At 41.2% G+C, this 25,201-nt stretch carries 19 protein-coding genes, 2 pseudogenes and 1 other annotated feature; of the genes and pseudogenes, 19 read left to right on the forward strand and 2 right to left on the reverse strand.

The window, feature by feature from the left end:
- Positions 1–14 precede the first annotated feature (14 nt).
- From B9T23_RS11075 to B9T23_RS11125, 11 genes are all read left to right on the forward strand, one after another.
- The gene (locus tag B9T23_RS11075; RefSeq protein ID WP_086194134.1) at positions 15–1,457 is read left to right on the forward strand and encodes an efflux transporter outer membrane subunit; all 1,443 of its coding nucleotides are present in this window, start codon (positions 15–17) and stop codon (positions 1,455–1,457) included.
- A 94-nt stretch (positions 1,458–1,551) separates the two neighbouring features.
- The gene (locus B9T23_RS11080; protein WP_067723716.1) at positions 1,552–2,613 is read left to right on the forward strand and encodes an HlyD family secretion protein; all 1,062 of its coding nucleotides are present in this window, start codon (positions 1,552–1,554) and stop codon (positions 2,611–2,613) included.
- Complete coding sequence (gene rbbA, locus B9T23_RS11085) at positions 2,610–5,363, forward strand: ribosome-associated ATPase/putative transporter RbbA (RefSeq protein ID WP_086194135.1); 2,754 nt, start codon at positions 2,610–2,612, stop codon at positions 5,361–5,363. Before B9T23_RS11080 ends, rbbA begins: the two co-directional genes overlap by 4 nt.
- Position 5,364: 1 nt before the next feature.
- Positions 5,365–6,492, forward strand: a complete 1,128-nt coding sequence (locus tag B9T23_RS11090) for an ABC transporter permease (protein WP_086194136.1) — start codon at positions 5,365–5,367, stop codon at positions 6,490–6,492.
- Between the two features lie 283 nt (positions 6,493–6,775).
- Complete coding sequence (locus B9T23_RS11095; protein WP_067723717.1) at positions 6,776–7,759, forward strand: ion transporter; 984 nt, start codon at positions 6,776–6,778, stop codon at positions 7,757–7,759.
- Between the two features lie 169 nt (positions 7,760–7,928).
- Positions 7,929–8,672: a thermostable hemolysin gene (locus B9T23_RS11100; protein WP_081406213.1), complete on the forward strand. Its 744-nt coding sequence runs from the start codon at positions 7,929–7,931 to the stop codon at positions 8,670–8,672.
- A gap of 48 nt (positions 8,673–8,720) precedes the next feature.
- A complete protein-coding gene (locus B9T23_RS11105) occupies positions 8,721–10,274 on the forward strand; it encodes an AMP-binding protein (protein WP_067723718.1) in 1,554 nt (517 codons plus the stop codon).
- Between the two features lie 84 nt (positions 10,275–10,358).
- Positions 10,359–11,210 carry a TauD/TfdA family dioxygenase gene (locus tag B9T23_RS11110; RefSeq protein ID WP_067723731.1) on the forward strand — a complete coding sequence of 284 codons (852 nt, stop codon included), beginning with the start codon at positions 10,359–10,361 and terminating at the stop codon, positions 11,208–11,210.
- 50 nt (positions 11,211–11,260) lie between these two features.
- Positions 11,261–12,070, forward strand: coding sequence for an SDR family oxidoreductase (locus tag B9T23_RS11115; protein WP_067723732.1), 810 nt, complete (start codon positions 11,261–11,263; stop codon positions 12,068–12,070).
- A 406-nt stretch (positions 12,071–12,476) separates the two neighbouring features.
- Positions 12,477–12,806 (forward strand): hypothetical protein, encoded by a 330-nt coding sequence (locus tag B9T23_RS11120; RefSeq protein WP_067723719.1) that lies wholly within the window; start codon positions 12,477–12,479, stop codon positions 12,804–12,806.
- Positions 12,807–12,845: 39 nt separating this feature from the next.
- A complete protein-coding gene (locus B9T23_RS11125) occupies positions 12,846–13,892 on the forward strand; it encodes a cation transporter (protein WP_067723733.1) in 1,047 nt (348 codons plus the stop codon).
- A gap of 141 nt (positions 13,893–14,033) precedes the next feature.
- On the opposite strand, the pseudogene B9T23_RS11130 reads toward B9T23_RS11125, so the two are convergent.
- Positions 14,034–14,225, reverse strand: a pseudogene (locus B9T23_RS11130) (copper resistance protein B); the annotation flags it as partial.
- A gap of 242 nt (positions 14,226–14,467) precedes the next feature.
- Between B9T23_RS11130 and B9T23_RS11135 the strand changes: the two are divergent.
- From B9T23_RS11135 to B9T23_RS11145, 3 genes and pseudogenes are all read left to right on the forward strand, one after another.
- The gene (locus B9T23_RS11135) at positions 14,468–14,704 is read left to right on the forward strand and encodes a hypothetical protein (RefSeq protein ID WP_067723720.1); all 237 of its coding nucleotides are present in this window, start codon (positions 14,468–14,470) and stop codon (positions 14,702–14,704) included.
- A gap of 1,729 nt (positions 14,705–16,433) precedes the next feature.
- Positions 16,434–16,613 (forward strand): hypothetical protein, encoded by a 180-nt coding sequence (locus B9T23_RS11140; RefSeq protein ID WP_067723721.1) that lies wholly within the window; start codon positions 16,434–16,436, stop codon positions 16,611–16,613.
- A 73-nt stretch (positions 16,614–16,686) separates the two neighbouring features.
- Positions 16,687–17,920: pseudogene (locus B9T23_RS11145) on the forward strand (IS3 family transposase).
- Positions 16,962–17,078, forward strand: a sequence feature (AL1L pseudoknot). (Overlaps the previous pseudogene by 117 nt.)
- 45 nt (positions 17,921–17,965) lie before the next feature.
- On the opposite strand, the gene B9T23_RS11150 reads toward B9T23_RS11145, so the two are convergent.
- Positions 17,966–18,376, reverse strand: a complete 411-nt coding sequence (locus B9T23_RS11150) for a transposase family protein (RefSeq protein ID WP_171263089.1) — start codon at positions 18,374–18,376, stop codon at positions 17,966–17,968.
- Between the two features lie 1,533 nt (positions 18,377–19,909).
- Here B9T23_RS11150 and B9T23_RS11165 point away from each other — a divergent pair.
- The 5 genes from B9T23_RS11165 to B9T23_RS11185 all read left to right on the forward strand — a co-directional run bounded on the left by B9T23_RS11165 (position 19,910) and on the right by B9T23_RS11185 (position 25,158).
- Positions 19,910–20,125: a cold-shock protein gene (locus B9T23_RS11165; RefSeq protein WP_067723209.1), complete on the forward strand. Its 216-nt coding sequence runs from the start codon at positions 19,910–19,912 to the stop codon at positions 20,123–20,125.
- A 110-nt stretch (positions 20,126–20,235) separates the two neighbouring features.
- Positions 20,236–20,463 carry a hypothetical protein gene (locus tag B9T23_RS11170; protein ID WP_067723212.1) on the forward strand — a complete coding sequence of 76 codons (228 nt, stop codon included), beginning with the start codon at positions 20,236–20,238 and terminating at the stop codon, positions 20,461–20,463.
- A 78-nt stretch (positions 20,464–20,541) separates the two neighbouring features.
- On the forward strand, positions 20,542–20,739 hold the full coding sequence (locus B9T23_RS11175) for a hypothetical protein (protein WP_067723214.1): 198 nt from the start codon (positions 20,542–20,544) through the stop codon (positions 20,737–20,739).
- 278 nt (positions 20,740–21,017) lie between these two features.
- The gene (locus tag B9T23_RS11180) at positions 21,018–22,685 is read left to right on the forward strand and encodes a ShlB/FhaC/HecB family hemolysin secretion/activation protein (RefSeq protein ID WP_067723216.1); all 1,668 of its coding nucleotides are present in this window, start codon (positions 21,018–21,020) and stop codon (positions 22,683–22,685) included.
- Between the two features lie 64 nt (positions 22,686–22,749).
- Positions 22,750–25,158, forward strand: a complete 2,409-nt coding sequence (locus tag B9T23_RS11185) for a two-partner secretion domain-containing protein (RefSeq protein WP_067723218.1) — start codon at positions 22,750–22,752, stop codon at positions 25,156–25,158.
- Positions 25,159–25,201 lie beyond the last annotated feature (43 nt).

Genomic DNA, 25,201 nt, shown 5'->3' on the forward strand with positions numbered 1-25,201 from the left:
GGGGGCAATAATTGATGCAGCAGATTTTTTTCAGTCATCGTATACACAGCAGTGTTGTCGCACTGTCAATGCTGGTTTTTTTAGGTGGCTGTCAAAATATAGCACCGTTTATAGCCCCCCAGGTTGCCTTGCCAGCACAATATCCCCTTCAGCAGAGTGGTAAATATCATGTTCTAGCTTGGTCAGATTATGTCAATGACCCGGCATTAATCAAAGTCGCTTATCTTGCCTTGGCGCATAATCATGACTTGAAAATAGCAGCGCTGCGGGTACAAGAAGCACAAGCTGCTTATGGCATTCAGCGTTCAGAATCATGGCCAAGTATCTCCGGCAGTGCAGCTTATGAGCGCAGCCGAGTGCCTGCAGATTTATCCTTTATTGGTCGTGCGGTAACCTCAGATCAATATTCTGTGGGTGTGGGAATGAACCAATGGGAACTGGATCTCTGGGGGCGTATACTCACTTTGAATGCAGCAGCATTGCAGCAATTTTTCGCAGCTGAATACAATCAGTTGGCGGTACGCAACAGCATTATTCAGCAATCAATCCAAAGCTATTTGACTTTGTCTGAATTGGAAAAGCGTATTTATTTTGCAAAACGTTCAGTGCAAAGCTATGAAAGATCTGTACGTATCTTTAAACGACGTTATGAAGTCGGTGCGAGTTCCAAAGTGGAATATATGCAGGCGCAAACCCTGGTCAGCAATGGTCAGGCTTTATTGATTCAGCTGCAAAATAGCCAGGACATGACAGCAAACTATTTGCTGCAGCTGATTGGCCAGTCCATGGAGATTCCAAAGCTGGATTTGGATCAAGTGGTCTTTAAAACGGCTGGGTTGCAGACGGGGTTGCCTTCAGATCTATTGCTGAATCGGCCTGATATCCGTGCCGCAGAAGCTCTGCTGCATTCAAGGCACGCAGATATTCATGCTGCACGTGCGGCATTTTTCCCTCGAATTGCGCTAACCGGCAGTTTTGGCATAGCGAGCACTGAACTTGATGGCTTATTTAAATCGGGCAATAAGTTATGGTCTTTTGCACCAAGTATCAGTATTCCAATCTTTAACGCGGGGCGTTTAAAAAACAACCTGATTTTGGCGGAAGTACGCCGTGACATTGCCGTTGCTGACTATGAAAAAACCGTACAGAATGCTTTCCGTGAAGTGGCAGATGCTTTAGTACAGCAGCAACATTTAAGCAGGCAATTGCAGATTCAGAATCAGGGCCTGACTGCATTTAGAGAAACTGCACGACTGGCCCAGTTGCGCTATGATAATGGGGCAGTGGGCTATCTAGATGTGCTTGATGCGCAGCGGAATTTGCTATCTGCAGAACAGCAGTGGATCGAAACCCAGAGTGCTTTAATGCAGTCCTATGTTTCCTTGTATTTTGCGCTAGGCGGTGACAGCAGCGTAGCGAAACAGCCTGAACAATATCTTTTAACCTCTTTAGAATAAACTTAATAAAATGAAGGGTATAACCTTTTGATTTTAAGAAAAAGTGAATAAATTTTTATCCTGGTTTTATTAAATATATTGAGTAATCCGATACATGAATATTAAGAAGTTATCCATTGTTGGGGCAATTGTCATCACCGTTTTAGTCGCTTATTTGATCTGGAAAAATATGGACAAGTCTGATACAGATGCCTTAGTGAGTGGCAATGGACGGATCGAGGCTACTGAAATCAATATCTCCAGTAAGTTATCTGGCCAGCTGGAAGAAATTCTGGTACAGGAAGGAGATTTTGTCGAGCCTGGACAAGTTTTAGCGCGCATTAAAGTCTCTGCTTTGGAAGCACAGTTACGTGAAGTCCAGGCACAACAGCGTCAGGCGCAAGATGGAATTGCCACTGCAGAAGCGCAAGTCGCAATGCGTATCAGTGAAAAAGCCGCTGCAGAGGCGATGGTACAGCAGCGTGAAACTGAATTGGTCGCTGCAAAAAACCGTTTGGCGCGTACGGAAATTTTGGCTAAAGAAGGTGCTTCCTCTAGACAACAACTGGATGATGAACGTGCAGATGTTAAACGTGTAGCTGCAGTATTGAGTGCAGCAAAAGCGCAAGTGGATAGTGCACAAAGTGCAATTGTAGCAGCACGTAGCCAAGTATCAGGTGCACATTCTCAAGTCGATGCGATTAAAGCAACGATTGAACGAATTAATTTTGATCTAGATGATGCACAGCTCAAGGCTCCTTTGAAAGCACGTGTGCAGTTTTTGGTCGCGCAGCCGGGTGAAATGATCGCAGCAGGTGGACGGGTGCTGAACCTCATTGATCTGTCCGATGTCTATATGACGTTCTTCCTGCCGGAAACTGTGGCCGGCCGTATCGCGATGGGCACCGAAGTCCGCATTGTGCTGGATGCTGCCAAAAACGTGGTGATTCCTGCCCGGGTGTCTTTTGTTGCGGATACTGCCCAGTTCACACCGAAGACCGTGGAAACAGAAAGTGAACGTCAAAAATTAATGTTCCGTGTCAAAGCGAAAATTGATCCAGCCCTGTTACAGAAGCATATTCAGCAAGTAAAAACAGGCCTTCCAGGCGTAGCGTATATCAAAATTGATGACAATGCTGCTTGGCCAGCTTTCTTAGAGAATCAGGTTAAATCATGACACAACCATCTGTACCGGGACCGATTGTTGCAGAAATTCAGCATGTCAGCCTGAAATATGGGAAAACTGAAGCCTTAAAGGATATTTCTCTGTCCCTTCCCGCAGCTCGCATGATTGGTTTGATCGGTCCAGATGGGGTGGGAAAATCCAGTCTGCTCGCACTGTTGGCTGGTGCCAAGGTGTTACAAGAAGGTACCTTGCTCGTGCTAGGCGGAAATATTGCGGACAGAAAACATCGCAGGAAAGTCTGTCCGCATATTGCCTACATGCCTCAGGGACTGGGTAAAAATCTCTCTAAAACACTTTCCGTTGAAGAAAATTTGCAGTTCGTGGCACGTCTGTTTGGTCATGGTGCGCAAGAGCGCCGTAAACGTATTGATGAATTGACCAAAAGCACAGGACTGTATGACTTCCTGGATCGCCCTGCAGGAAAATTGTCTGGGGGAATGAAGCAGAAATTGGGCTTATGTTGTTCCCTGATTCACGACCCGGACTTTCTGATTCTGGATGAACCCACCACAGGGGTCGATCCCTTGGCTCGAGCACAGTTTTGGGAACTGATCAACCACATTCGCACGGTTCGTCCTCACATGAGTGTCATTGTGGCGACCGCCTATATGGACGAGGCGCAGGGCTTTGACTGGCTGGCCATGATGGATGAAGGCAAAATCCTGAAAACGGGAGCGCCTCAAGACCTGCTTGCACTGACAGGAAGTAAAAGCCTGGAAGAGGCATTTATCAAACTTTTACCGGAAGAAAAGAAAAAAGGCTATGAACCGGTGGTAATTCCTGCTTTGCCGGATTATGGCTCAGATGCCTATGCCCTGGAAGCCAAAGACCTGACGGTAAAGTTTGGCGATTTTACTGCAGTAGATCATGTCAATTTTCAGATTAGACGGGGGGAAATCTTTGGTTTCCTGGGCTCCAATGGTTGTGGTAAATCGACCACCATGAAGGTGTTGACGGGGTTGCTTGAAGCCTCGGAAGGACAGGCATGGCTATTTGGTCAGCCTGTGGAAGGCAGCAATCTGGAAACCCGTCGTCGTGTGGGCTATATGTCCCAGACCTTTTCACTCTATAGTGAACTGACCATTCTCCAGAACCTGGTACTCCACGCCAAATTATTTCATGTGCCAGCGGACAAAATTGATGAACGTGTGCAACAGATGCTGCAGCGTTTTGATTTGAGTGCTGTGAAAGATAAATTGCCCGATGATTTGCCCTTAGGAATTCGTCAGCGTCTGTCGCTGGCGGTCGCACTGGTACATAATCCGGAAATTTTAATTCTTGATGAGCCGACCTCAGGGGTGGATCCGATTGCGCGGGATAATTTCTGGCGATATCTGATCAGTTTATCCCGTAATGACGGTGTCACCATCTTTATTTCAACCCATTTTATGAATGAAGCTGTGCGCTGTGATCGTATGTCGATGATGCATGCTGGTCGAGTTCTGGACAGCGCTGCACCGACACAACTGATGAAAAATCGGCAGGCAGATACGCTGGAAGAAGCCTTTATTGGTTATTTGAAGGATGCTGGCGCAGGCACTCAAAGTGAGCCTGAAGATGTATCAAAGAATATCGTGGTTAATGATGAATCTGAACCAAGTGTAGAAAAATCCAAAAGATTCAGTGTGCAACGCCTATATAGTTACGCGTGGCGTGAGTCATTGGAGCTGGCACGTGATCCGATTCGTGCCACGATGGCCTTGGTCGGATCGATTATCCTGCTGTTCGTGATGGGCTATGGGATTACTATGGATGTGGATGACCTGACCTTTGCCGTGCTGGATCGTGACCAGACTGGTCTAAGTGAGAACTACACGATGAGCATTGCCGGTTCGCGTTATTTTGTGGAAAAACCAGCATTACAGAGTTATGAAGAAATCGATCAGCGTATGCGTAGCGGTGATATTTCTTTGGCGATCGAGATTCCGCCAAATTTTGCCCGAGATATTTCCCGAGGTGAGGATGTTAAAATCGGGGCGTGGATTGACGGTGCCATGCCACAGCGTGCAGAAACGGTTCAGGGCTATGTGCAAGGCATTCACAGCCACTGGTTGATGCAGCAGGCACTGGAGCAAAGCGGTTATAAAATGTCGAGTCTGGTCAATGTTGAAACCCGCTTCCGTTATAATCCTGACATTAAGAGTCTACCTGCAATGGCACCCGCCTTATTTCCGTTATTAATTTTGCTGATCCCGGCGATGCTGACGGCTTTGTCCGTGGTGCGGGAAAAAGAACTGGGTTCGATTGTCAATCTCTATGTCACGCCGGTCACCCGCAGTGAATTTTTAATCGGCAAACAGATTCCCTACGTCGTGCTGGCCATGCTGAACTATTTCCTGATGTGCCTGATTATTGTGGTGGTGTTTGATGTGCCGATCAAGGGTAGTTTCCTGACCCTGACCCTGGCTTCATTGCTGTTTATTATTTTTTCCACCGGTACGGGCTTATTGGCCTCATCCCTGACCAAGAGTCAGATTGCCTCCATGTTTCTGGTGATGCTTGGTACGCTCATTCCAGTGATGCAATTTGCCGGAATTATTAATCCTGTCTCGTCACTTGAAGGATTTGGCCGCTGGTTTGGTGAGATTTATCCTGCCACGCATATGGTGAATATCAGCCGTGGCGTGTTTAACAAAGCTTTAGGTTTTGAAGACTTGCATGAGTCTCTTTGGGTGATCCTGCTGTCTGTCCCGATCATTATGTGTGCGGCAATCCTTGCGCTAAAAAAACAGGAGCCATAGCATGTTCAGGCAAAAACTACAGAATATCTATCAGCTCGGTTGCAAAGAACTCTGGAGTCTATGGCGCGACCCAGTCATGCTGATCCTCATCATCTATACCTTTACGGTCGCAATCTACACTGCAGCGACGGCAATGACCGATAGCCTGAATATGGCACCGATTGCGATGGTCGATGAAGATCGATCGGCCTTATCGGAGCGAATTACCTCGGCCTTTTATCCACCCTATTTTATTCCTCAAACCACTGAACTGAATAACATGGATGCAGGAATGGATGCCGGTGAATTTACTTTTGCTCTCAATATCCCCGTCAATTTTCAGGAAGATGTGCTGTCTGGAAAAGATGCTTCCATTCAGGTCAATGTGGATGCGACACGCATGTCTCAGGCGATGACAGGTGCAGGCTATATCCAGCAGATTGTGCAGTCCGAAGTGAATGAATATGTATTGCGCCATCGTGAAGTGAGCAGCTTGCCGGTTGAACTGGAAATGCGTGCCCGTTTTAATCCGCTACTGGACCAAAAATGGTTCGGTAGTGTGATGGAAATCATCAATAACGTGGCGATGCTGTCGATCATTCTAACCGGTGCAGCTTTGATCCGTGAGCGTGAACACGGTACGGTGGAACACTTGATGGTGATGCCTGTTACTGTATTTGAAATTATGATGGCAAAAGTCTGGTCTATGAGTCTAGTGGTATTGCTGGCTGCTTTTGTGGGTTTAAAACTGGTGGTACAAATGGCCTTGCAGGTACCGATAGAAGGTAATTTATTTCTATTCTTCTTTGGGGCTTTGTTGACCCTATTTGCTACTACATCGATGGGCATTTATCTGGCCACCATGTCAAAGTCGATGCCACAGTTCGGCCTGCTGATGATGCTAATTTTAATTCCAATCGAAATGCTTTCAGGAGGGATGACACCACGTGAAAGTATGCCGGAGTTTCTGCAATATTTCATGCTAATTGCACCGACCACGCATTTTGTGGAGTTGGCGCAAGCTATTTTATACAGAGGGGCAGGTCTGAATGTAGTTTGGCCTGCATTTCTATGGCTCATTGGAATTGCACTGGTATTTTTCTATGTTTCCTGGAAACGCTTTAAAGATACGATTCATACCATGACCTAGGTTTTTTTGCAGCCGGGTGTTGTCTCTTTCTGACTGTCTTTTTTTGTTAATAAAACAATCAGTAAGCAGTAGGTAGGTTTAATTTTGGCATGACTGGGCAGAAAGTAAGTAGCCGCTGAATGTATCTGATTGATCTGTCTTATCAAGCTCATTTGCTTGCCACTTCAATCAACTGGAGGCACATACTTACTCAAAACAAAACGATTAATTTTTAAAAAATCTCATATCTAAGCGCTAGGTTGAGCTAAACTAAAAAAATATTATTACACAGTAACGCACTGATATGGAATTCAACGCGTGGTACAAACTTCGCAGATTTGTTTACGATAATTTGCATAATGAAGAATACGAGAGCACCTTGAGTCGCTGCGTAAATATCTTTCTTATCTTATTGATTATTGGTAATACAAGTGCAGTTTTACTTGAATCTATTAATGAGATCTATCAGTCCTATCAACTGTTATTTGATGCCTTTGAATTATTTTCAATCGTTGTTTTTACTGTAGAGTATTTATTACGATTTTGGGCAATTGCTGAAAAAAATCCGTTTGAAAGTGCATGGAAAAATAGATGGTTATGGGTACGAAGCGGTAGTGCGATCATTGACTTGCTGGCAATTTTACCTGCGTATATTAACTTCTTTGTGCATATTGATTTACGTTTCCTTCGAATCCTAAGATTATTTAGATTACTCAAATTAACGCGTTATTTTGTATCATTACAAATTTTATTACGTGTGATTGAGCGTGAAAAGGGTTCATTTCAAGCGGTTATTTTTATTTTACTTATTATGATTATCATCGCAGCGGCTGGAATGTATGTTGTTGAAAACCAGGCACAGCCAGAAGTATTTAGCTCAATCCCTGCTGCAATGTGGTGGGCTGTAGTTACGCTGACAACGGTTGGTTATGGCGATGTTACGCCAATCACGCCCATAGGTCGATTCCTTGGCGCTTTGATTACTATTTTAGGTGTGGGTTTAGCCGCACTTCCAGCGGGTATTTTGGCGAATGGTTTGGCAAGTGAGCTTAGACAACGTAAGCACAAGTTAGAATTAAGATTTCGTGAACTTTTAGATGTTGCTGAAATTGATTTAATTGAAGATAAAGAAAAAATTGAAAATTTACGTAAAGAAGTGGGGCTTAGCTCAGAGCAAACCCAAGATATTTTATTGCAGCTTATGCATGAGCGTAAGGAAGAAGAACTCGAGCAAGAAAAGAACAAATATTTTTTCTGTCCACATTGTGGGCATAAGTTACCTGATTAAAATATACATCTTTGAAAAATAAATAAGTTATATTTTAATTTTTATTTATAAGTCATTAACAATATTAAATATTTTTTATTTTAATTGTATTGTTTTCAATTGTGTTTAATTAAGCATTTTTTAAGTTTGGACTCTTATCTTGATCACTGACCTATTTTTATTCGGTGAGATGAGAGTGATAAAATTCAACTTTGATTGTAATTCATCCAATCAAATTCATTATTTGAATTACAATCCGAATCAGCCAAAATATAAAAAAGAACTACACATTCAAAAACTTTTAGAACAAAAAAATGCTCCATTATGTCCAACAGTCTCGTCTAGGCACTCATCTCTCGGGGTAAGGGTAAAAGCCCTAGACCGAAGCAGATCATCGGAACGTATCGCAGTAGAAAACTTTATTCGTGATAAATATCGTGAAGTACATGAGGCCTCCATCTCTGAGTTTTTTCCAACCCTATTTGCAGGCTATGTCGAACAGGAAATGCAGGTTGCTATTGGACTGGAACATTTAAAGACTAACGCTGCCTTTCTGGAACAGTATCTGGATGAACCTATTGAAATGACCCTGGCGAAACTGGGCAATACTTTGGTCGCAAGAGAGCGGATTGTTGAAATTGGCAATCTAGCGGCACTGAATATGGATCATGCAAAACTGATGGTGGCATTCTTGGTGTTTCATTTAACCCAGAAAAACATTGAATGGGCGGTTTGCACAGGCACCGCTGCTGTCCGATATGTGCTGCAACAGATGGGATTGAATTTTCATGTGATTGATAAAGCCAACCCCGAGCTACTCGGCGAAGCGAAAAGACAATGGGGCAGTTACTATCAGCAGAAACCCTATGTTCTGGCCATTCATGTGGCCGAGGCACTTGCAGTCACCAAGGAACTTTATAGTTTCAAGGGCTAAATCTGTATGCAAGTTGTTCTCCAGTACTGACGCGCGGAATTTTTAAAAATGATGAATAGTTTGTTCGATCCAATTTCAACTTATGCAAAACAAGACCCGATACGGGAAGCCATTGTCAGTGCTGACAGGACGGTCATCAGTTATGCTGAATTAAACATTCAGGTGAATCAGCTCAGTGCTGAACTGATTCAGATGAAAATACAAAGACTGGCGATCTGGGGCGTCAATAGTGTGAACTGGATTCTGGTTGATCTTGCGGCCAGGAAAGCTGGCATAACCGTGATTCCGATTCCCCTGTTTTTCACCCAGGATCAGGTCAAGCATTTGCTTCAGGACAGTCAGGTCGATAGTATTTGTGTGACGGATACAGGTGGCGATATTGAAGAAAAATGTGGCGGGAAAAACTGCGCTATACCCCAGTGGCTGATGAATTTAACAGAACATGCAGGGCGTCGCAGAGACGTTTCAACTTCAGATGCCTTCAGCGGGCAGTTTGTCCATTTGTTGGACCATCAAGCGCACCCTGAACAGGGTTATATAAAATTGAATCCTCCTCAACAGCCTTCAAAAATTACCTACACCTCGGGCAGTACCGGTACGCCAAAGGGTGTCTGTCTGGCGGAGGAAACCATTGACTCAATTACAGCATCCTTAAGTAATGCACTGGTATCCAGTCATCTGGGCCGTCATTTATGCCTGATTCCATTTGCCACATTACTGGAAAATATTGCGGGCATCTATGTTGCTCTCAGCATGGGGAGAGCCGTGGTTGTGGAAGAGGTTAGTCAGTTTGGCCTGATCTCCAATCATGAGTTTAATGTGCAGCACTTCGTGGATGCGGTACGGAAATATCAGATTGAAAGCGTGATTCTGCTCCCGCAAATGCTCAAGGCGATCGTGGAATATATTGCCGAGCATGGCCCTACAGATTTTGCTACGCTGAAATTTATTGCCGTAGGTGGAGGAAAAGTTTCACCAGATTTACTCAGCCAGTGCCAGATGCTGAATCTCCCGGTATATGAGGGATATGGTCTATCGGAATGTGCTTCTGTGGTGAGCCTGAATTTGCCCAATGCACGCAAAATTGGCAGTGTGGGACGAATCTTGCCGCATGTAGAGGTCAAAATAGAAAAAAATGCTGAAGTGGTGGTCAAGGGCAATGCCATGCTCGGTTATGTCAATGACATGGCAGTTAGCCCCTATATCCATACCGGCGATGCCGGATATTTTGATGAAGAAGGCTATTTATATATTACCGGCCGGATTAAGCAGATTATTGTGAGCAGCTTTGGCCGAAACATCTCGCCAGAATGGGTGGAATCGAACAGTTTAAGCGAAGCGGAAATTCATCAGATTGCCATTTTTGGCGAAGCACAGCCGCATTTGTCCGCCGTGATTTATGCCAGAGCCTGCTCTTCAGACAACCTGATTGAAGCGGCCGTTCAAAAAGCCAATGCGCGTATGCCGGACTATGCCCAGATTAAGCACTGGTGTCGTGCAGCAGAGCCATTTTCCCTAAAAAATCAGATGCTGACCGATAACGGAAAATTACGACGTAACCAGATAAAACAGCACTTCCATGCAGCTTTGCAGCAAAGCTGATTGCTGCAGATGAATGGCAAATTTAAACAGTTTCTTCTGCCCCGGTATCAGTCCTGAAATAGGCAGAAACAGTGAGTGAAACAGATGAACATCGCACAAACACAATTAAGATCATCCCATCAGTCCATTAAAAACACCTTGGTGGAGCAGGGCTGGGTGTTATTAAGACATGAACAGTATGATGTGGCTTCCTTTAGTGAGCTGATGAGTCGCTTATGTCAGAAGCTGACCTATGATCCGGCACGTGAAAATGTCACCCGGCAATCGCAGAAAGTGGATGCCGGTACACAAGCGGTTGGCTTGCATATTGAAAATGGAACAACGCCATTACCGCCGGACATCATTGCATTTTTTAGTGAGAAAAGTGCTTCACAAGGTTCTCAGACCACGTTGTGTGATGGATATCAAGTTTGGCAGAGTCTGCCTGAAACGCTCAAGCAAAAATTTGCCCAACCGATGACCATCAGCCGCTATTTACCTAAACACATCTGGCAAAGATATGTCGCTACAGCGCTAAATATTAGCGATGCTGAACAGGTCACGCCGCATAATTTGCAGCAGTTTATTCAGATGATTCCCGGGCAGAGCATCAGCCCAGCAGAGGATGAAGGCGTGCAGTACCATTTGAAAATGAATATGGTGCGTAGCGACAATTTAAAAGGCGTGCCTGCTTTTGCCAATACCTTGCTGGGACCTTCCTATAATTATGAAAAACCACGGTTTTATTTTGCCGATGGTTCTGAAATCAGTCCTGCTTTAATTGCAGAATTGGCAGAACGCTGTGAAAGCCATACCTCGGAAATCAACTGGCAGGATGGGGATATCGCCATTATTGATAATAAACGCTTTATGCATGGCCGGCGTGAAATACGGGTGCCGCTTGAAAACCGAAAGCTGTATATCTGTATGGGCTTAGGGATGAAACCCGATTTTTGATGATGGTCAGTGTATTGAAATCAATATTTTAATTAAATGCGAGAATGATGATGTCTAACTTAACCGCGGTTATTTTTGGTGCAACAGGAGGCATCGGCCAAGCCATTGCCAATATTTTGGGGCAGCATGGAATAAATCTTGTGCTGGTGGGCCGCAATCAAGATGCACTTCAGCGCTTGAATGAAAATTTATCTCAGCGTTATCCGCAGATTAAACTGAATAATATCTGCTGTGACCTGTCTGAGCAGCAAAGCCGTGATGATCTGATCAGTGAAATTTCCAAACTGAATAGTCCGATTAATTATTATATCAACAATGCCGGAATCAATGATTTTTCCCTGTTTTCAGATCAGTCACATGAAATGATGGAACAGATGATGCTGATTAATGTGGTCTATCCACTGCAGCTTATTCAGCAAATTATTCCGTTCATGTCAAAAAGTCAGCCTAGCCAGATGATTAATGTCGGTTCCACGTTTGGCAGTATTGGTTACCCGGGCTATGTCAGTTATTGCGCAAGCAAATTTGCCTTAAAAGGCGCGACAGAAGCACTTGCCAGGGAATACAACAAAACAGCACTTAAATTCAGATATTTTTCTCCCCGGGCAACCGATACCGCCATGAATCATTCAAATGTCATTAAAATGAACCAGAAGCTTGGGGTGAAAATGGACAGTCCTGAATTTGTTGCTCAGGAACTGTATCAATTTCTTCAGAATGAGCGTTTATCTTATCAAGTCGGCTATCCGGAAAAAATATTTGTCAAAGTGAACCAAATTTTACCGGATGTGGTTTCCAGTTCGATTCAGAAAGATCTCGACACGATTTATGAATATGCGGCTGCAAATAAAACAGTATAAATTTTTTTGAATAAAATCATTCAATTGTTTTTTAAAGCAATAGCGAAGTGCAACCTTCTGTATTGCTTTAAATTCCTAAAACAAGCTGATCAGGCTTGAACCCTTGCAATACGGCTTAAATTTTTAACCCCAGAAGGTGAGAGTGGGCGTTGAGCAGCAAGTTTATTTTTGCATGGATCGATAGTCTCACACACGATAGATACTCTGAAAGATTATGAGATAAAAAACGGGAATAACTGAATCGAAGTTCCTAGACTATGTGGATTGTGACTTTACGAAGACCATAAATTGTGAAAATATTTAAAACAGCCCCCTAGTTTTAAATGCCTTTTAGTGTGGACACGGTCAGTGTGATTTCGATATAGGTTTGCTATCATAGTGAAATATTCAGGTAAGAGTAGTCCACATGAACAGTAATTATAAATATGTATATACATTTTTTCATGTGTCTGGATCAATATTACCCACCCATAAAGTTTTCAAAAATTTAACCGATAATCAAGCTAAATTAGTTTTTGCCGACAATTCTTGTATGTATGCTGAGGTTTCTGATTGGATATCTAATAATAGGCATCTTGATACTAGAAAATCGACCTGGAAAGAAGAATCAGCGTTATTTATGTCAAATGAATTAAAAGCATTAGCACTATATAGAGCTCGTAATCCATCATTTAAAACTGAAAAAAATCAGCTTAATAGCATCGTTGAGGATTTAGATTTTATAGCTTTGAGTTAACGAAATTTTTTAGTTATTACTTTTTCAATGGGTATCATGATGAGTGGCTGTGGATGTAGTAAAGAAACACTATGTGAAGATAATAAGTTTCAACCAGAAAATCATCCATCAATGTCAAAAGAAAGCACTTCAAAAAATTGTGATAGCACGCCTAGTTGTTATGGTGATGGGGATGAAAAAAAATCTTCATCTGCTTGCTGTAACATTTCAAATAGTTGTCAAGTTACCGCTCCATCCTGCTGTGGTTCTGACCCCAAAGAAAATCTAGGCTTCGAAGAATTTTCAAAAAACGCTAAATACATGAGTGAGTACATCATTCCAAAAATGGATTGCTATGCGGAAGAGCAAATCGTTCGCATGGCACTTTCAGATCTTGGAGCAGTTAAAGGTCTCGCTTTTGATCTTCCCAATCGAAAACTGAAAGTCTTCCATAATGAAGGTGTTGAGCAAATTACAAGCAAACTTGAAGGACTCGGTTTTGGTGCGAAACTTGATGAAACACAGCTTTCTTTAGGAGATCTACCAAATGAGCCTGATCCTGTTAAACAGGCTAAAGTTCTTAAACTGCTATTAGGCATTAATGCTTTACTTTTCTTTATTGAATTCATCAGCGGTATTATTGCTGCATCTACAGGATTGATTGCTGATTCTCTAGATATGTTTGCCGATGCAGCCGTTTATGGTATTGCACTATATGCTGTCGGAAAAGCTGCGAAGTATCAAGTGAAAGCAGCCCATTTTGCAGGTTGGATTCAGTTATTACTCGCTGTCATTGTTATTGTCGATGTCATCAGACGCTTCATGTTTGGAAGTGAACCAGAATCAACGCTCATGGTGGTTATAGGTTTGCTCGCTCTTATAGCGAACGTGACATGTTTATATCTTATTTCTAGCCACAGAGAAGATGGCGTACATATGAAAGCCAGTTGGATTTTCTCGGCGAATGACGTTGTCGTAAATATGGGCGTTATATTCGCAGGTGTACTTGTAGCTTGGACGGGTTCAGCTTATCCGGACTTAATCATTGGCATACTCGTTTCTTTATTCGTACTCAATGGTGCAAGAAAGATTTTGGCATTGAAATGAGAATACTAAAAATTAATCTATTTCAAATTAAGCAAAATTAGTTTGTCAGAATCGTAGATCTAAAAAAGGTAATTGATACAGTAATATCACTTAAAGGCAATCCCCAACCAAATAAGCACGCACAAAATAAAATAGCAGTCTTTAACTGCTATTTCTGATGTTTGTTAAAATCACTTTTTTTTTAAAAAACTCGATACCTGCACCATACAACCATCCTTTTTCTGAATTGGAAGCTTGTTGCATAGAAGTTAGCTTTTGTCCCTTTTCATATTGATAGGCTACATCAACAAAAGGCTTAATTCGTTTGGCAATCTCATAACGAGTTTTTAGCCCCATCCCCTAGGGTAAGAATGGGTGTTCAAGTAGTTGTTGATTTTACAATATTCAACTTTCGATCAGATTCTCGAGCTTTTTGGGTGTGTGAAATACCAGAGATAGAAGAAAAAAAATATTTATTGAGTATCTATCTATTGAGATGGATAAATTTTAAAGCTCATCGAAAGGTGAGCTTTTTTAATACAAGATATTTATAAAATTAAAGTATGATGTTGTTTTAAAAATTAAGCTCACCCTAAATGCCAAATATTAATGTAAAAAAATTAGATAAACTTATTGGTGATATGGTCTCAAAAAATCAAGAACCTGAAAAAATATTAATTGGCTATAGGGCTTATAGCGAGTTAATGAAAGATCGAAAATTCTTTGACGAAGTGGTCGGTTCAGCTATGGAGCCCAGTAAGCGAAAATATAAGAAGATTAAAATTAGAGTTACTCAAGATGATTATCAGCTTGAGGTGAAGGGTTTAACTTAATATATCTGTATACCAACGAAAGCTCGTTCAATTGATCGGGCTTTTTTAATGTTTATAATTTATTACCTGAAAAGAAAAATAACTTAAATTCAACACGCTTAAACAGTTTATCTATATTCCGTATACTTTATTATCAAAATTCAGGTGCTATATTCTTTTTGCGAACGCAAGTAAAACGAAGAAAATGACTACAGCACCGGCCCGCTTATTTGAAAGAGTAAGCGGGCTTTTAATTGCCATGAGAAAAGTATGCCCATTAGCAAAAGCTTGCTAATTAGCTAAAGACTGTTTAAGTAAGCACGTTTAGATCGCACGAAAGCCGATACAACCCATGCAGTTTATCGAGCATGAATAGGATATGCAGGAAAAAACTCAGAGTCGGGATGTGATGGCCCACCATAAATAGAACGAAATTAGGATCGAAGCGACCATGCCTATTTGGTTGTTAGTGAATGAGAGTAGCGTCTAGCCCCGCGTCAGACTACTGGCTTTTAATATTTAATAAATCATTAATTAAGTTTCCCTAATAGTTTGATTTAATTAATGTTATTTTAACTTTTGGTATATTGTGCCACTATAAATTATTTGATTAGTGTACAAAATAACCAGCAGAAATTAGCTGTAGTTTCTGAATGACCTTCCAAGGTCCTTAGTTTATAAGCCCACATCATCTTACCTTGAGTGGGCTTTTTTTTATCAGGAGAAAAACAATGCTCCAATTGCTAATGTGTTTATTTGGTCTTCATGGTGCCACGGAAGTGAATAACACATTAAAAATACAAGTCTGATTTTGAATGTGATTATATTTTTAATGCTTTCATCTTATTGAAATAATTTAATTCTATATTTGTCGAAAATAATAACTATAGAGTCCTTAGGTCTCGGCGCAAATTAAACCTGTTTATCTTGGGAGAGTAAGCAGGTTTTTTTATTTTTATATAGCAACGAAAGCTAAGTCATGGATCGGGCTTTTTTAATATTCAAAATTTCTTACGGTGAAAGAAAAGTAACTCAAATTAAACGAGTGAAAACAGTTTTTCTATATTCTTAATACTTTGTTATTTGCTTTGAGGTGCTATCTTTTAATCACTCCAAAGAAATAGAAGATGATCTAGTAAAAAGAATAAAATAGGTTAATCAAATTAGTCTGCTTAATACCACCCCGGTTAAGCGGACTTTTTATTGGGTTTTAAAATTGAATTTTAAAGTAATATTTTGCCAGTGATTGAAAATTAATTGTATATAGAATACGCGCCATACAATCTATCGCTGTAGTTTCTGGTTTTTAGTTTTAGCCTCCCACCCTCGGGAGGTATTTTTTTGCCGGAAATAAAAGAGAATACATGCTCCAATTCTTAATGTGTTTATTTGGCCTACAGGGTGTCACTGAATTCGATTACACGGTTGATGATGAAAAAATCAAAGTGTGTCGGGATTATTTGAAGGAACTTACGTAATGAACAGTCAAAAAACATACGATTAATTAGAATAATAATCATGATTTTTTATTTTCATATTGTTGAAATAATTTAATTATATATTTAGTTAAAACAAAGCATAACTGCAAAAAATCTAAAGTTATAGTTCAAATTAGGCCTGTTTAATTTGGGAGAGTTAAGCAGGTTTTTTATTTAAAGAGATTTATATTTACCTCCTTGTCGAAAGTATTACGACACCTCAACCCCGTCATTAATTTGTCGGGGTTTTTCTTTTCTTATTGATGGTAACCATGACAGATCGTGTACAAGCTAAAAAAGATTTTCAGTTCTGTTGTGATGAACTTGCGATATATCAAAGTTTAAGTTGTTCAGGCTTAACCCTTAAAGAATTGTATACAATTGACTGCATTATGATTCGCTTAAAAGAGCGTATTGCTAATTTGCGTACTGTCCTGCATGCGTGGGTTTAACTAAGGATGAAGAAAGTATATGGTGAACCGTACCGGGTTTGTCGGAGACCAACTTTCCTGAGAGAATGTTCCGATGAAAAAACCCAAATATACTCCTGAAATCAGAGATAGAGCGGTTCAATTATTGATTGAATCCGAAAAAGATTATCCTTCTACTTGGGCTGCAATCACAGCAATTGCACCTAAGATTGGCTGTACGCCTGAAACACTACGTTCCTGGCATCAGAAGCATTTAAATCAACAGAATCCAATCAAAGTACAGCAGCTTTCAGACCAAGAACGCATTAAACAACTTGAACGCGAAAATAAAGAACTGCAACGAGCCAATGAAATTCTACGCAAAGCAGCCGCTTTTTTCGCCCAGGCGGAGCTCGACCGCCCACACAAATAATGGTGGATTTTATCCATAACAATAAAGATTTATATGGTGTTGATGCGATTTGTAGAATTTTACCGATCGCAGCTTCGACTTATTATCGAACTTTAGATCTCACAGTAAATCCAGAACATCGAGCGAAACGGGGTCTGCATGACCTGCATCATGCTGAACAAATTAAACGAATTTGGAAAGAAAGTTCAGGTCGATATGGTGTGCGTAAAGTTTGGCAAAAACTGAACCGTGAAGGCTATGTTATTGCGCGCTGTACAGTTGCTCGATTGATGCAAAAACTAGGTATACAAGGTGTTTGGCGTGGTAAGAACAAACAAACCACACGTAACAGAGATGATCAAAAACGAGCAGCCGACTTGGTAAAACGGAATTTTAGTGCTGATCATCCAGATCAGCTGTGGGTCGCTGACTTCACATATATTCAAACCAATTCTGGCTGGGTGTATACAGCATTTATTATTGATGTTTTCTCACGAGCAATTGTTGGCTGGAAAGTATCTACACGTATGAATACAGACATGGTCCTGGATGCATTGGAGCAAGCATTGCATGATCGAGGCATGCCAAAGAACGTGATTCATCATATGAGGAGCACTGCTCCGCAAGAGGGGTTCAATATCTTTCCATTCGTTATACCAATCGTTTAGAAGCAGCAAATTTACGAGCATCAGTCGGTACGACCGGTGATTCATACGATAATGCTTTGGCTGAAACGGTGAATGGCTTATACAAAACAGAGGTGATTGAATATTTAAAAGCAGATTGGCAAGGTTTAGCGGATGTACAACTTGCGACACTAAACTCGGTAGATTGGTTCAATAAAGAGCGTGTACATAGTGCACTGGGTTATGTATCACCTTTTGATTTTGAAGCAATGTACTATGATAAGATTAACCCGTTAGGTCAGGTGGCCTAACTTAAATAAAAAGTCTCCGACAAACCCGGTACGGTTCACTTGCCGCTATCGCTTTTCTTCTGTTTTTTTAGGTCTTTGGATTGGAATTTCTGTGGCATCCACGATCACAACATTGCAGTCGATGCCTTCGCCCTCGGGTAAACTCTTCGGTAAATTAAACAGATTGGACCGAATCAGGCAGTCTTCAACATGACGGACAATTCTTGAGGCTGTGGGCTCTGAAACCCCGTAACTCGTCGCAACATGAAATAAGGTTCGGTATTCCCGCCAATAACTCAGACAGAGCAGAACCTGGTCTTCCAGGCTTAACTTGGGCGGTCTGCCTTTAGTAGGAACATGTTTCTTCAATTGGTCAACCATTAAATAGAAGGTTGACCATGAGATGCCAGTGTATCGCTTGAACTGAGGATCAGAAAGCTTGTTTGAATCGATGTATTTCATCCGCAGATTATGCACGAATGCGAATAAAATCTTGGGTACGAATATTAACCAAAAGAAGATCATTTTTTGATTTATGAAAGAGGTTTTATATGTGAGGCGATTTTATGCTAGATAATAATCATTATAAGTGAATATAGTGGTGTTTACCTGAACCCTGCATTGGCTATCTATCTAATTTACACACATTAGTCCTAAGCCCCCTTATGAAATCACTTCTTAGGTGAATACAAATGAAAAAACTATATCTGATTTACTTGTTTTTCTAGTTGTAGCCTCTTTCACAATGATTACGGTGGCCGCGCCCCATTACAGGATTATCAACATCCACCTGCTACATCATACTGATAACAAACTCCAACCGCCAAAACATGATTTTAGAAAAGGTCCTGCTCATCAAGCACCCTTTAAATATAATGTGAACAATGGGCATCCAGATCATAAAAACCAGAATCGACACTAATAAAATAAAAGGCCAATAAGTCTAAAAACTTATTGGCTTTTTTTCGTAACCTCGCTGCTTTGAAACAAGAATTTTGATTTAGATTTATCTATTCAATATATAACTGCTACGCATATCTCTCTATAATCTAGTTCTATCTAGCTACATCACTTCTTTATGAAAAAACGCTTTTCCTGTAATGAACATTCATTTTTATACTTTTTATTTACTGTATTATTTATTTCTATCATCATGACTAATATTTTACATGATGAAGTTATAGACACATTACTCACTATATTTAATTGTTTTCTCATCATTAAAATTCTATCGATGTTATCGACAAAACTGTTAAAAGCAGTAATGGGAATTTGTAATCCATAAACTCTATATAACTTGAATCTCGGATAAGAAATTTTACTTAAAACCATAAATTTAAAGTATTTATGGAATGAAAAAATATTAACTTTTTGTCTGTTGATATCAAATCAGAGTCTTTTTATGCTAAAAATTTAAGAAAACTTGCCTAAAAAAGTCCCTTTATTTAACTTAATAAAGGTTAAAGGAAATGATATTTTTTTTGTATTCGTCATACTAACGAATACAAAAAAACCGCCTGTTATGCGGTTTTTTCTATTGGACTTAACTATTGAGCAATAAATAAAGTGGTCAAATTTGGAGGGTGATTCGTGCTTTGCATATGGGAAAAAACGATCATTCCCGAAATTAAAAAGGCCAATATTGTTATTACAGAGCTATATAAACGCATTCATTACTTATCAAAATTACTAGATCAACAGGGTAACCTTATCTTGTTACATTTACAATACAAAGTTAATCTTATTGAAATAACTAAACTTTTTAATGAATCCCTATCTTTTATAAAAAAAATAAATATACATATAAGAAAACTTGATTATTTGTTTAATTCATGTATGATTAACTCAACTAGAAAAAAAGTCTTGTTTCGGTAAATCTTCTTTAAGTATCGCAGTTTTAGTCATAATCCTTCGTTTTTTTCAGATTTTAAGTTCCATTCTTTATTATTTTCAAAGTTATATTCAGTCAATAAAATGGCTAAAAATTATTAAAAATCAGTAGGATTTATTATGTCAAACTCAAATGTTGTTAAAGGTACTGTAAAGTGGTTCAACGAAACTAAAGGTTTCGGTTTTATCCAGCCAGAATCAGGTCCAGATGTTTTTGCTCACTTTAGCGAAATCGCCAGTTCAGGTTTTAAAACCTTAATGGAAGGCCAACAAGTTGAATTCAGTGTTACTCAAGGTCAAAAAGGCCCGAATGCTGTAAATATTATTGCTGTATAAGTAGTAATCAGTATTAAAAAAGCACCTAGATGTGCTTTTTTATGGCTCAAAATTTAATTTTAAAGTTGTTTTCCGTATTGGAAAAAAAGTATTAACAAACAGGATATAAATTGTTAAAAATAAATGATTTAATTGCTAAATCTAAAAATGGTACCGAAATTATAGTGTCTTTAATTCCCTTAAATAAAATGCAAAATACACGTCAGGGTTTTAAAAAAATTGAAGTAGGGAAGCGGGTTCTGCTTCAGTCTGGGGTGGAGGTTGATTTAAATTTAGATGGTCGTTCATTTTATACTTCTTTACATCAGCTTTTTAAGTTAAATCATAAAGTTATTTGAAGAAAATTAGATAGATATAAAACATTTAATTTAACATCCTAGCTTCATCATAATCATAATATTATTCAAGGTATATTCATGCTTAAACAAAGTATCAGTGTAAAAGATCAGTTTGGGATTAAACACGCTATTCAAGCGACAGTGGATCACCATTTTTCGAATACGCAATCTCATTCCAATGTCAAACATATTACAGTTGAGGGTGAAGATATTCGTCCGAGTTTTGAAATGTATTTTCAAAGTACCCTAAGTGGAAAAATTTTTAAAATTGTCTAGATAAGCCGAATTCTGTTTAAGCCACTGTCTCCTAATACTGATTATACGAAGCGCAGATCATAAAAATTTCTCAAGATTCTTATCCCTTCTACCCGTAAATCTTCACTACAGATAATACTCTTCTTGAATCAGGCACTTGCCGTGCACCAGCTATGTGCTGTACAGCACAGACGCGATCCCAGCATTCAAGAGGGGATTCATTAATTAAGCTTAAAATTCTTTTAAGCTTAAGATTTTTTAAGAAATTTAGCCATTTGGGTTATTCACCCAGGGAAATTATGTTAAATCAAAAAGTATGGCCGCTCGCAATACTGGCATTGAGCCAAAGTGTCTTAGCTGCCCAGCCACCTAGTGCTGGTAGCCAATTACAACAAATTCCATCTTCGCCTATTCCACAAAAACAACAACCAATAATTAGCCTTGTACCGAGTGACACGGCAGCAACGCCACAATATGACAATGTCAAAATTAATGTTAAAAGCCTTCAAATCACTGGAATGCAGGCTTACTCTGAAGCTGAGTTGCTAAAACTCACCCAGTTTAAACCCAATAGCGAACTCACCCTGTCAGATCTGCGCGCAATGGCAGCCAGCATTGCCAACTACTACCATAAAAATGGTTATTTTGTAGCGCAAGCCTATCTACCTGCTCAAGACATTGAAAATGGCGTAGTAACTCTGGCCGTGATCGAAGGTCAATATGGCAAAGTTATTGTGCGTAATCAGACCAACCTGTCCAATGGCTTAGTGGCGAGTCAGCTTAAGGGCATCAAGAGCGGTGATGTGATCACCCATGCACCACTTGAAAGTCGCTTGCTGCTGCTTTCTGACATTGCCGGGGTAAATGTCAGTTCAACATTAGCACCTGGTGCAACGGCAGGGACTTCGGATTTAATTGTTGATGTGAATCCTGCACCGCGTATCACTGGCAGTATTGATGCTGACAATGCAGGCAATCGTTATACCGGTGAAAATCGCATTGGCGCGACAATGAACGTGAACAATTTAGCTGGCCATGGTGACGTCGCTTCACTGCGTGTGCTCACCTCTGGCAAGGGCTTAAATTATGCCAGAGCAGCCTATCAAATGCAGTTTGCTAAAGCCACCGCTGGTGTGGCTTATAGCTGGCTAGACTACGAACTTGGCAAAGAGTTTAAAGTTTTAGACGCGCATGGTGATGCAAAAATTGCCAGCGTATATGGCAGTTATCCGTTGATTCGCTCACGCAACAATAATTTGTATGCTGACCTTCTGTATGAAAATAAAATACTACAGGATCGAATCGACGCAATATCCATGGTGACCGATAAAAAGGTCAATGCACTCACTGCTGCATTACGTGGGAACCATATGGATAATCTGGGTGGGGGTGGGTTAAACAGCTATTCATTAGCTGCAACCTTTGGTGATCTCAATATCGAAACACCTGCTGCCTATGAAGTTGATGCACTCACTGCGCGTAGTGATGGCCATTATAATAAATTGGCACTCAGCGCCAATCGTCTACAACGCGTGACGAATACTGTCTCCCTCTATGCTGGGTTTAATGGCCAGTTGGCATCAAAGAATCTTGATAACTCAGAAAAAATGGGATTGGGTGGCATGAATGCAGTGCGTGCCTACCCCGAAGGTGAAGCCTATGGTGATCAAGGCTATGTGCTTACAGTGGAAGTCAGAAAAGATTTACCTAAATTTGCTGAGCAAATACCCGGTCAAATGCAATTGGTGGGCTTTATTGATACTGGTCGCGTAAACACTGATAAGGCGGCTTGGACCAATGAAGATAACACCCGAACGCTGAGTGGCGCGGGCGTGGGAATAAACTGGATGGATTACAATAATTTTGCGATGAAATTTGCTTACGCGCACAAATTGGGCAGTGAAAAAGCAATATCTGCACCTGACAAAAGCGGTCGTTTCTGGGTTCAGCTGGTCAAATACTTCTAAGTTTTTGCTAACAAAAAAGCAAACAGCATTGAATTCATAAATTAAAGAATAAAGGAATGACAGCATGAATCGCATATATAGATCGATTTGTAACCTAAGGACTGGCACATTTATAGCCGTGTCCGAGAATGCTCGCAGCGCAGGCAAAAAGTCATCGTTATGTAATACGATGGGCAATAGCAGTATAGATTTTGCATTAAAAAGCTTAGCCGCATCACTCTTGGTGGTGTGCGGTACCACTCTAGCGTATGCGCAACCCGTAGGTGGTGTGGTATCGGCAGGAAACGCGAACATTAGCATTTTGCCGGGCAATATGACTATCCAGCAAAACTCACAAAATGTGGCGATCAACTGGCAAAGCTTCAACATCAATCGCGGTGAATCAGTTAACTTTGTACAACCCAATAGCCGCTCGATCGCATTAAACCGCGTTCTGGGTTCAGATGCATCCAATATTATGGGGAATTTGTCAGCGAACGGCAAAGTGTTCCTGATCAATCCAAATGGTGTTTTATTTGGCAAGACGGCATCCGTCAATGTGGGTGGACTTGTGGCGTCTACGCTCAATATCGCCGATGCTGATTTTATGGCAAATAACTATAAATTTTCTGGCAAAGAAACAGGAACGGTACTCAATCAGGGTTCTATTCATGCTGCAGATGGTGGCTATGTCGCATTATTAGGCGCCAACGTGAGTAACCAAGGGGTGATTGCAGCGAAACTTGGCACAGTTGCTCTGGCAGCAGGCAAAGCCATGACGCTAGATGTCGCAGGTGACAAGTTGCTGAATATCGTGGTCAACCAAGACGTGGTCAATGCACTGGTTGAAAATGGTGGGCTGATTCAAGCCAATGGTGGTCAAGTGCTAATGACCACTCAAACTGCAGGAAGTCTACTCGCCAATGCAGTCAATAACACTGGAGTGATTCAGGCACAAACTATTCAAAATGTTAAAGGCACGATTAAACTGCTGGCAGGCATGCAAAATGGTAGTACGCTCGTTGCAGGAACAATGGATGCAAGTGCCCCAACAAGTGGTTCTGGGGGTTTCATCGAAACCTCAGCGGCAAAAGTGAGCATTAGCGATACTGCCAAGATTACCACCTTGGCCTCTTCAGGTCAGACTGGCACCTGGTTAATCGATCCGCAAGACTTCAATGTTGGCGATGACCCAAAAACGAGTAATACTTCTAATATTTCAGGGGCAAAGCTGTCAGATTTACTGGTGACCAATAGTGTCATTATTAGAACCTCACCTGGCTCGGATGCTATCCAAGCTGGTACGCCACCGGTGTCAAATTATTATACTACAACAGTGGGTGATGGTGACATCAACATTAACGAAGCAGTGACGTGGTCAGCCAGTTCAAGCCCCACCACACTGACGTTACTTGCTGACCGCGACGTCAACATTAGAAAAGCTGTTACGGCAACCGAGGGTAACTTTGAAGTGTGCTGTGGACGCGACATCAACGTCGACGCGCCTATTACCACAACCAGGGGCAGTATTTTACTGGCTGCTGGCGGTGATATAAACATGAACAAAGCGATCACGACGACTGATGGCAACATCACCTTCTGCGCAGACGAAGACATTAATATCAATGCCGCACTTACATTGACCAGAGGTACAACCATCCCAGAGCGAAGCCTTGGCCTTCCTTCGGGTTTAGTGCTTAGCGCGGGTTATGGGGCGAAGAAACCGGGTATGGAGGGCGGCACAGTAATTTTTTCGCAAACTGCCCCAAAGATGGCCGTGACTGGTTCAACTGCCCCCGTTACTATTAATTATAATCCAGTCTCCTATACAGCGCCCACTGATTACGCTACGAACTTCACATTAACTGAAGGCTCCACACTGACACAACATATGTTGGTGTATGCAACCGGTGGTGACAAAGCATTTGATGGTTCAACCACCACAGCGCTTTCGGGACTCATCGGTAATCCTTCAGGCGTAAGCTTAGTTGCAGGCCCAAATAGCACAGCTACATTTGATAATGCTGCTATAGGAACAGATAAAACCATTACCTTTGATGGCTATAGCCTGAGTGGTTTAAATGCAGGCGACTTTGCCTTGGCTGCTGATTGTTGTACTGGTGTACGCACAACCACTGGAACAATATCGGCTGGAGGTGTGCCACCAGTAGTTGTTCCTCCGGTAAATCCACCCGTGGTCGTACCACCAGTAGTTGTTCCTCCGGTAACTCCGCCTGTGGTTGTGCCACCAGTAGTTGTTCCTCCGGTAACTCCGCCTGTGGTTGTACCGCCAGTAATTCAACCGACTCCACCAGGAAAATTGCCACCAATCATCGTGGTACCTCCATTACTTACCGTGTTACCACCAGCGGAATTGCCACCTGTAGAAGTGTCTGTACCCCCAGTGGTTGTACCACCCAAAACCGTAGTCATCAAGCAACCACCGGTAATCTACGTGCCGCCTGTTTACCTACCTAAGCAGGATCGCAACTAAGAGATTTTTAAACTTAATCTTAGGTTGTTTTTGAGCTGCATTA

It is taken from the genome of Acinetobacter terrae, from assembly GCF_002135195.1.
Taxonomy (GTDB): Bacteria; Pseudomonadota; Gammaproteobacteria; order Pseudomonadales; family Moraxellaceae; genus Acinetobacter; species Acinetobacter terrae.

Bases quoted from the DNA above. Each gene is read 5' to 3' on its own strand.
- B9T23_RS11075 (WP_086194134.1), top strand. From the start codon at position 15: ATGCAGCAGATTTTTTTCAGTCATCGTATACACAGCAGTGTTGTCGCA.
- B9T23_RS11080 (WP_067723716.1), top strand. From the start codon at position 1,552: ATGAATATTAAGAAGTTATCCATTGTTGGGGCAATTGTCATCACCGTT.
- rbbA (WP_086194135.1), top strand. From the start codon at position 2,610: ATGACACAACCATCTGTACCGGGACCGATTGTTGCAGAAATTCAGCAT.
- B9T23_RS11090 (WP_086194136.1), top strand. From the start codon at position 5,365: ATGTTCAGGCAAAAACTACAGAATATCTATCAGCTCGGTTGCAAAGAA.
- B9T23_RS11095 (WP_067723717.1), top strand. From the start codon at position 6,776: ATGGAATTCAACGCGTGGTACAAACTTCGCAGATTTGTTTACGATAAT.
- B9T23_RS11100 (WP_081406213.1), top strand. From the start codon at position 7,929: ATGAGAGTGATAAAATTCAACTTTGATTGTAATTCATCCAATCAAATT.
- B9T23_RS11105 (WP_067723718.1), top strand. From the start codon at position 8,721: ATGATGAATAGTTTGTTCGATCCAATTTCAACTTATGCAAAACAAGAC.
- B9T23_RS11110 (WP_067723731.1), top strand. From the start codon at position 10,359: ATGAACATCGCACAAACACAATTAAGATCATCCCATCAGTCCATTAAA.
- B9T23_RS11115 (WP_067723732.1), top strand. From the start codon at position 11,261: ATGTCTAACTTAACCGCGGTTATTTTTGGTGCAACAGGAGGCATCGGC.
- B9T23_RS11120 (WP_067723719.1), top strand. From the start codon at position 12,477: ATGAACAGTAATTATAAATATGTATATACATTTTTTCATGTGTCTGGA.
- B9T23_RS11125 (WP_067723733.1), top strand. From the start codon at position 12,846: ATGAGTGGCTGTGGATGTAGTAAAGAAACACTATGTGAAGATAATAAG.
- B9T23_RS11135 (WP_067723720.1), top strand. From the start codon at position 14,468: ATGCCAAATATTAATGTAAAAAAATTAGATAAACTTATTGGTGATATG.
- B9T23_RS11140 (WP_067723721.1), top strand. From the start codon at position 16,434: ATGACAGATCGTGTACAAGCTAAAAAAGATTTTCAGTTCTGTTGTGAT.
- B9T23_RS11165 (WP_067723209.1), top strand. From the start codon at position 19,910: ATGTCAAACTCAAATGTTGTTAAAGGTACTGTAAAGTGGTTCAACGAA.
- B9T23_RS11175 (WP_067723214.1), top strand. From the start codon at position 20,542: ATGCTTAAACAAAGTATCAGTGTAAAAGATCAGTTTGGGATTAAACAC.
- B9T23_RS11180 (WP_067723216.1), top strand. From the start codon at position 21,018: ATGTTAAATCAAAAAGTATGGCCGCTCGCAATACTGGCATTGAGCCAA.
- B9T23_RS11185 (WP_067723218.1), top strand. From the start codon at position 22,750: ATGAATCGCATATATAGATCGATTTGTAACCTAAGGACTGGCACATTT.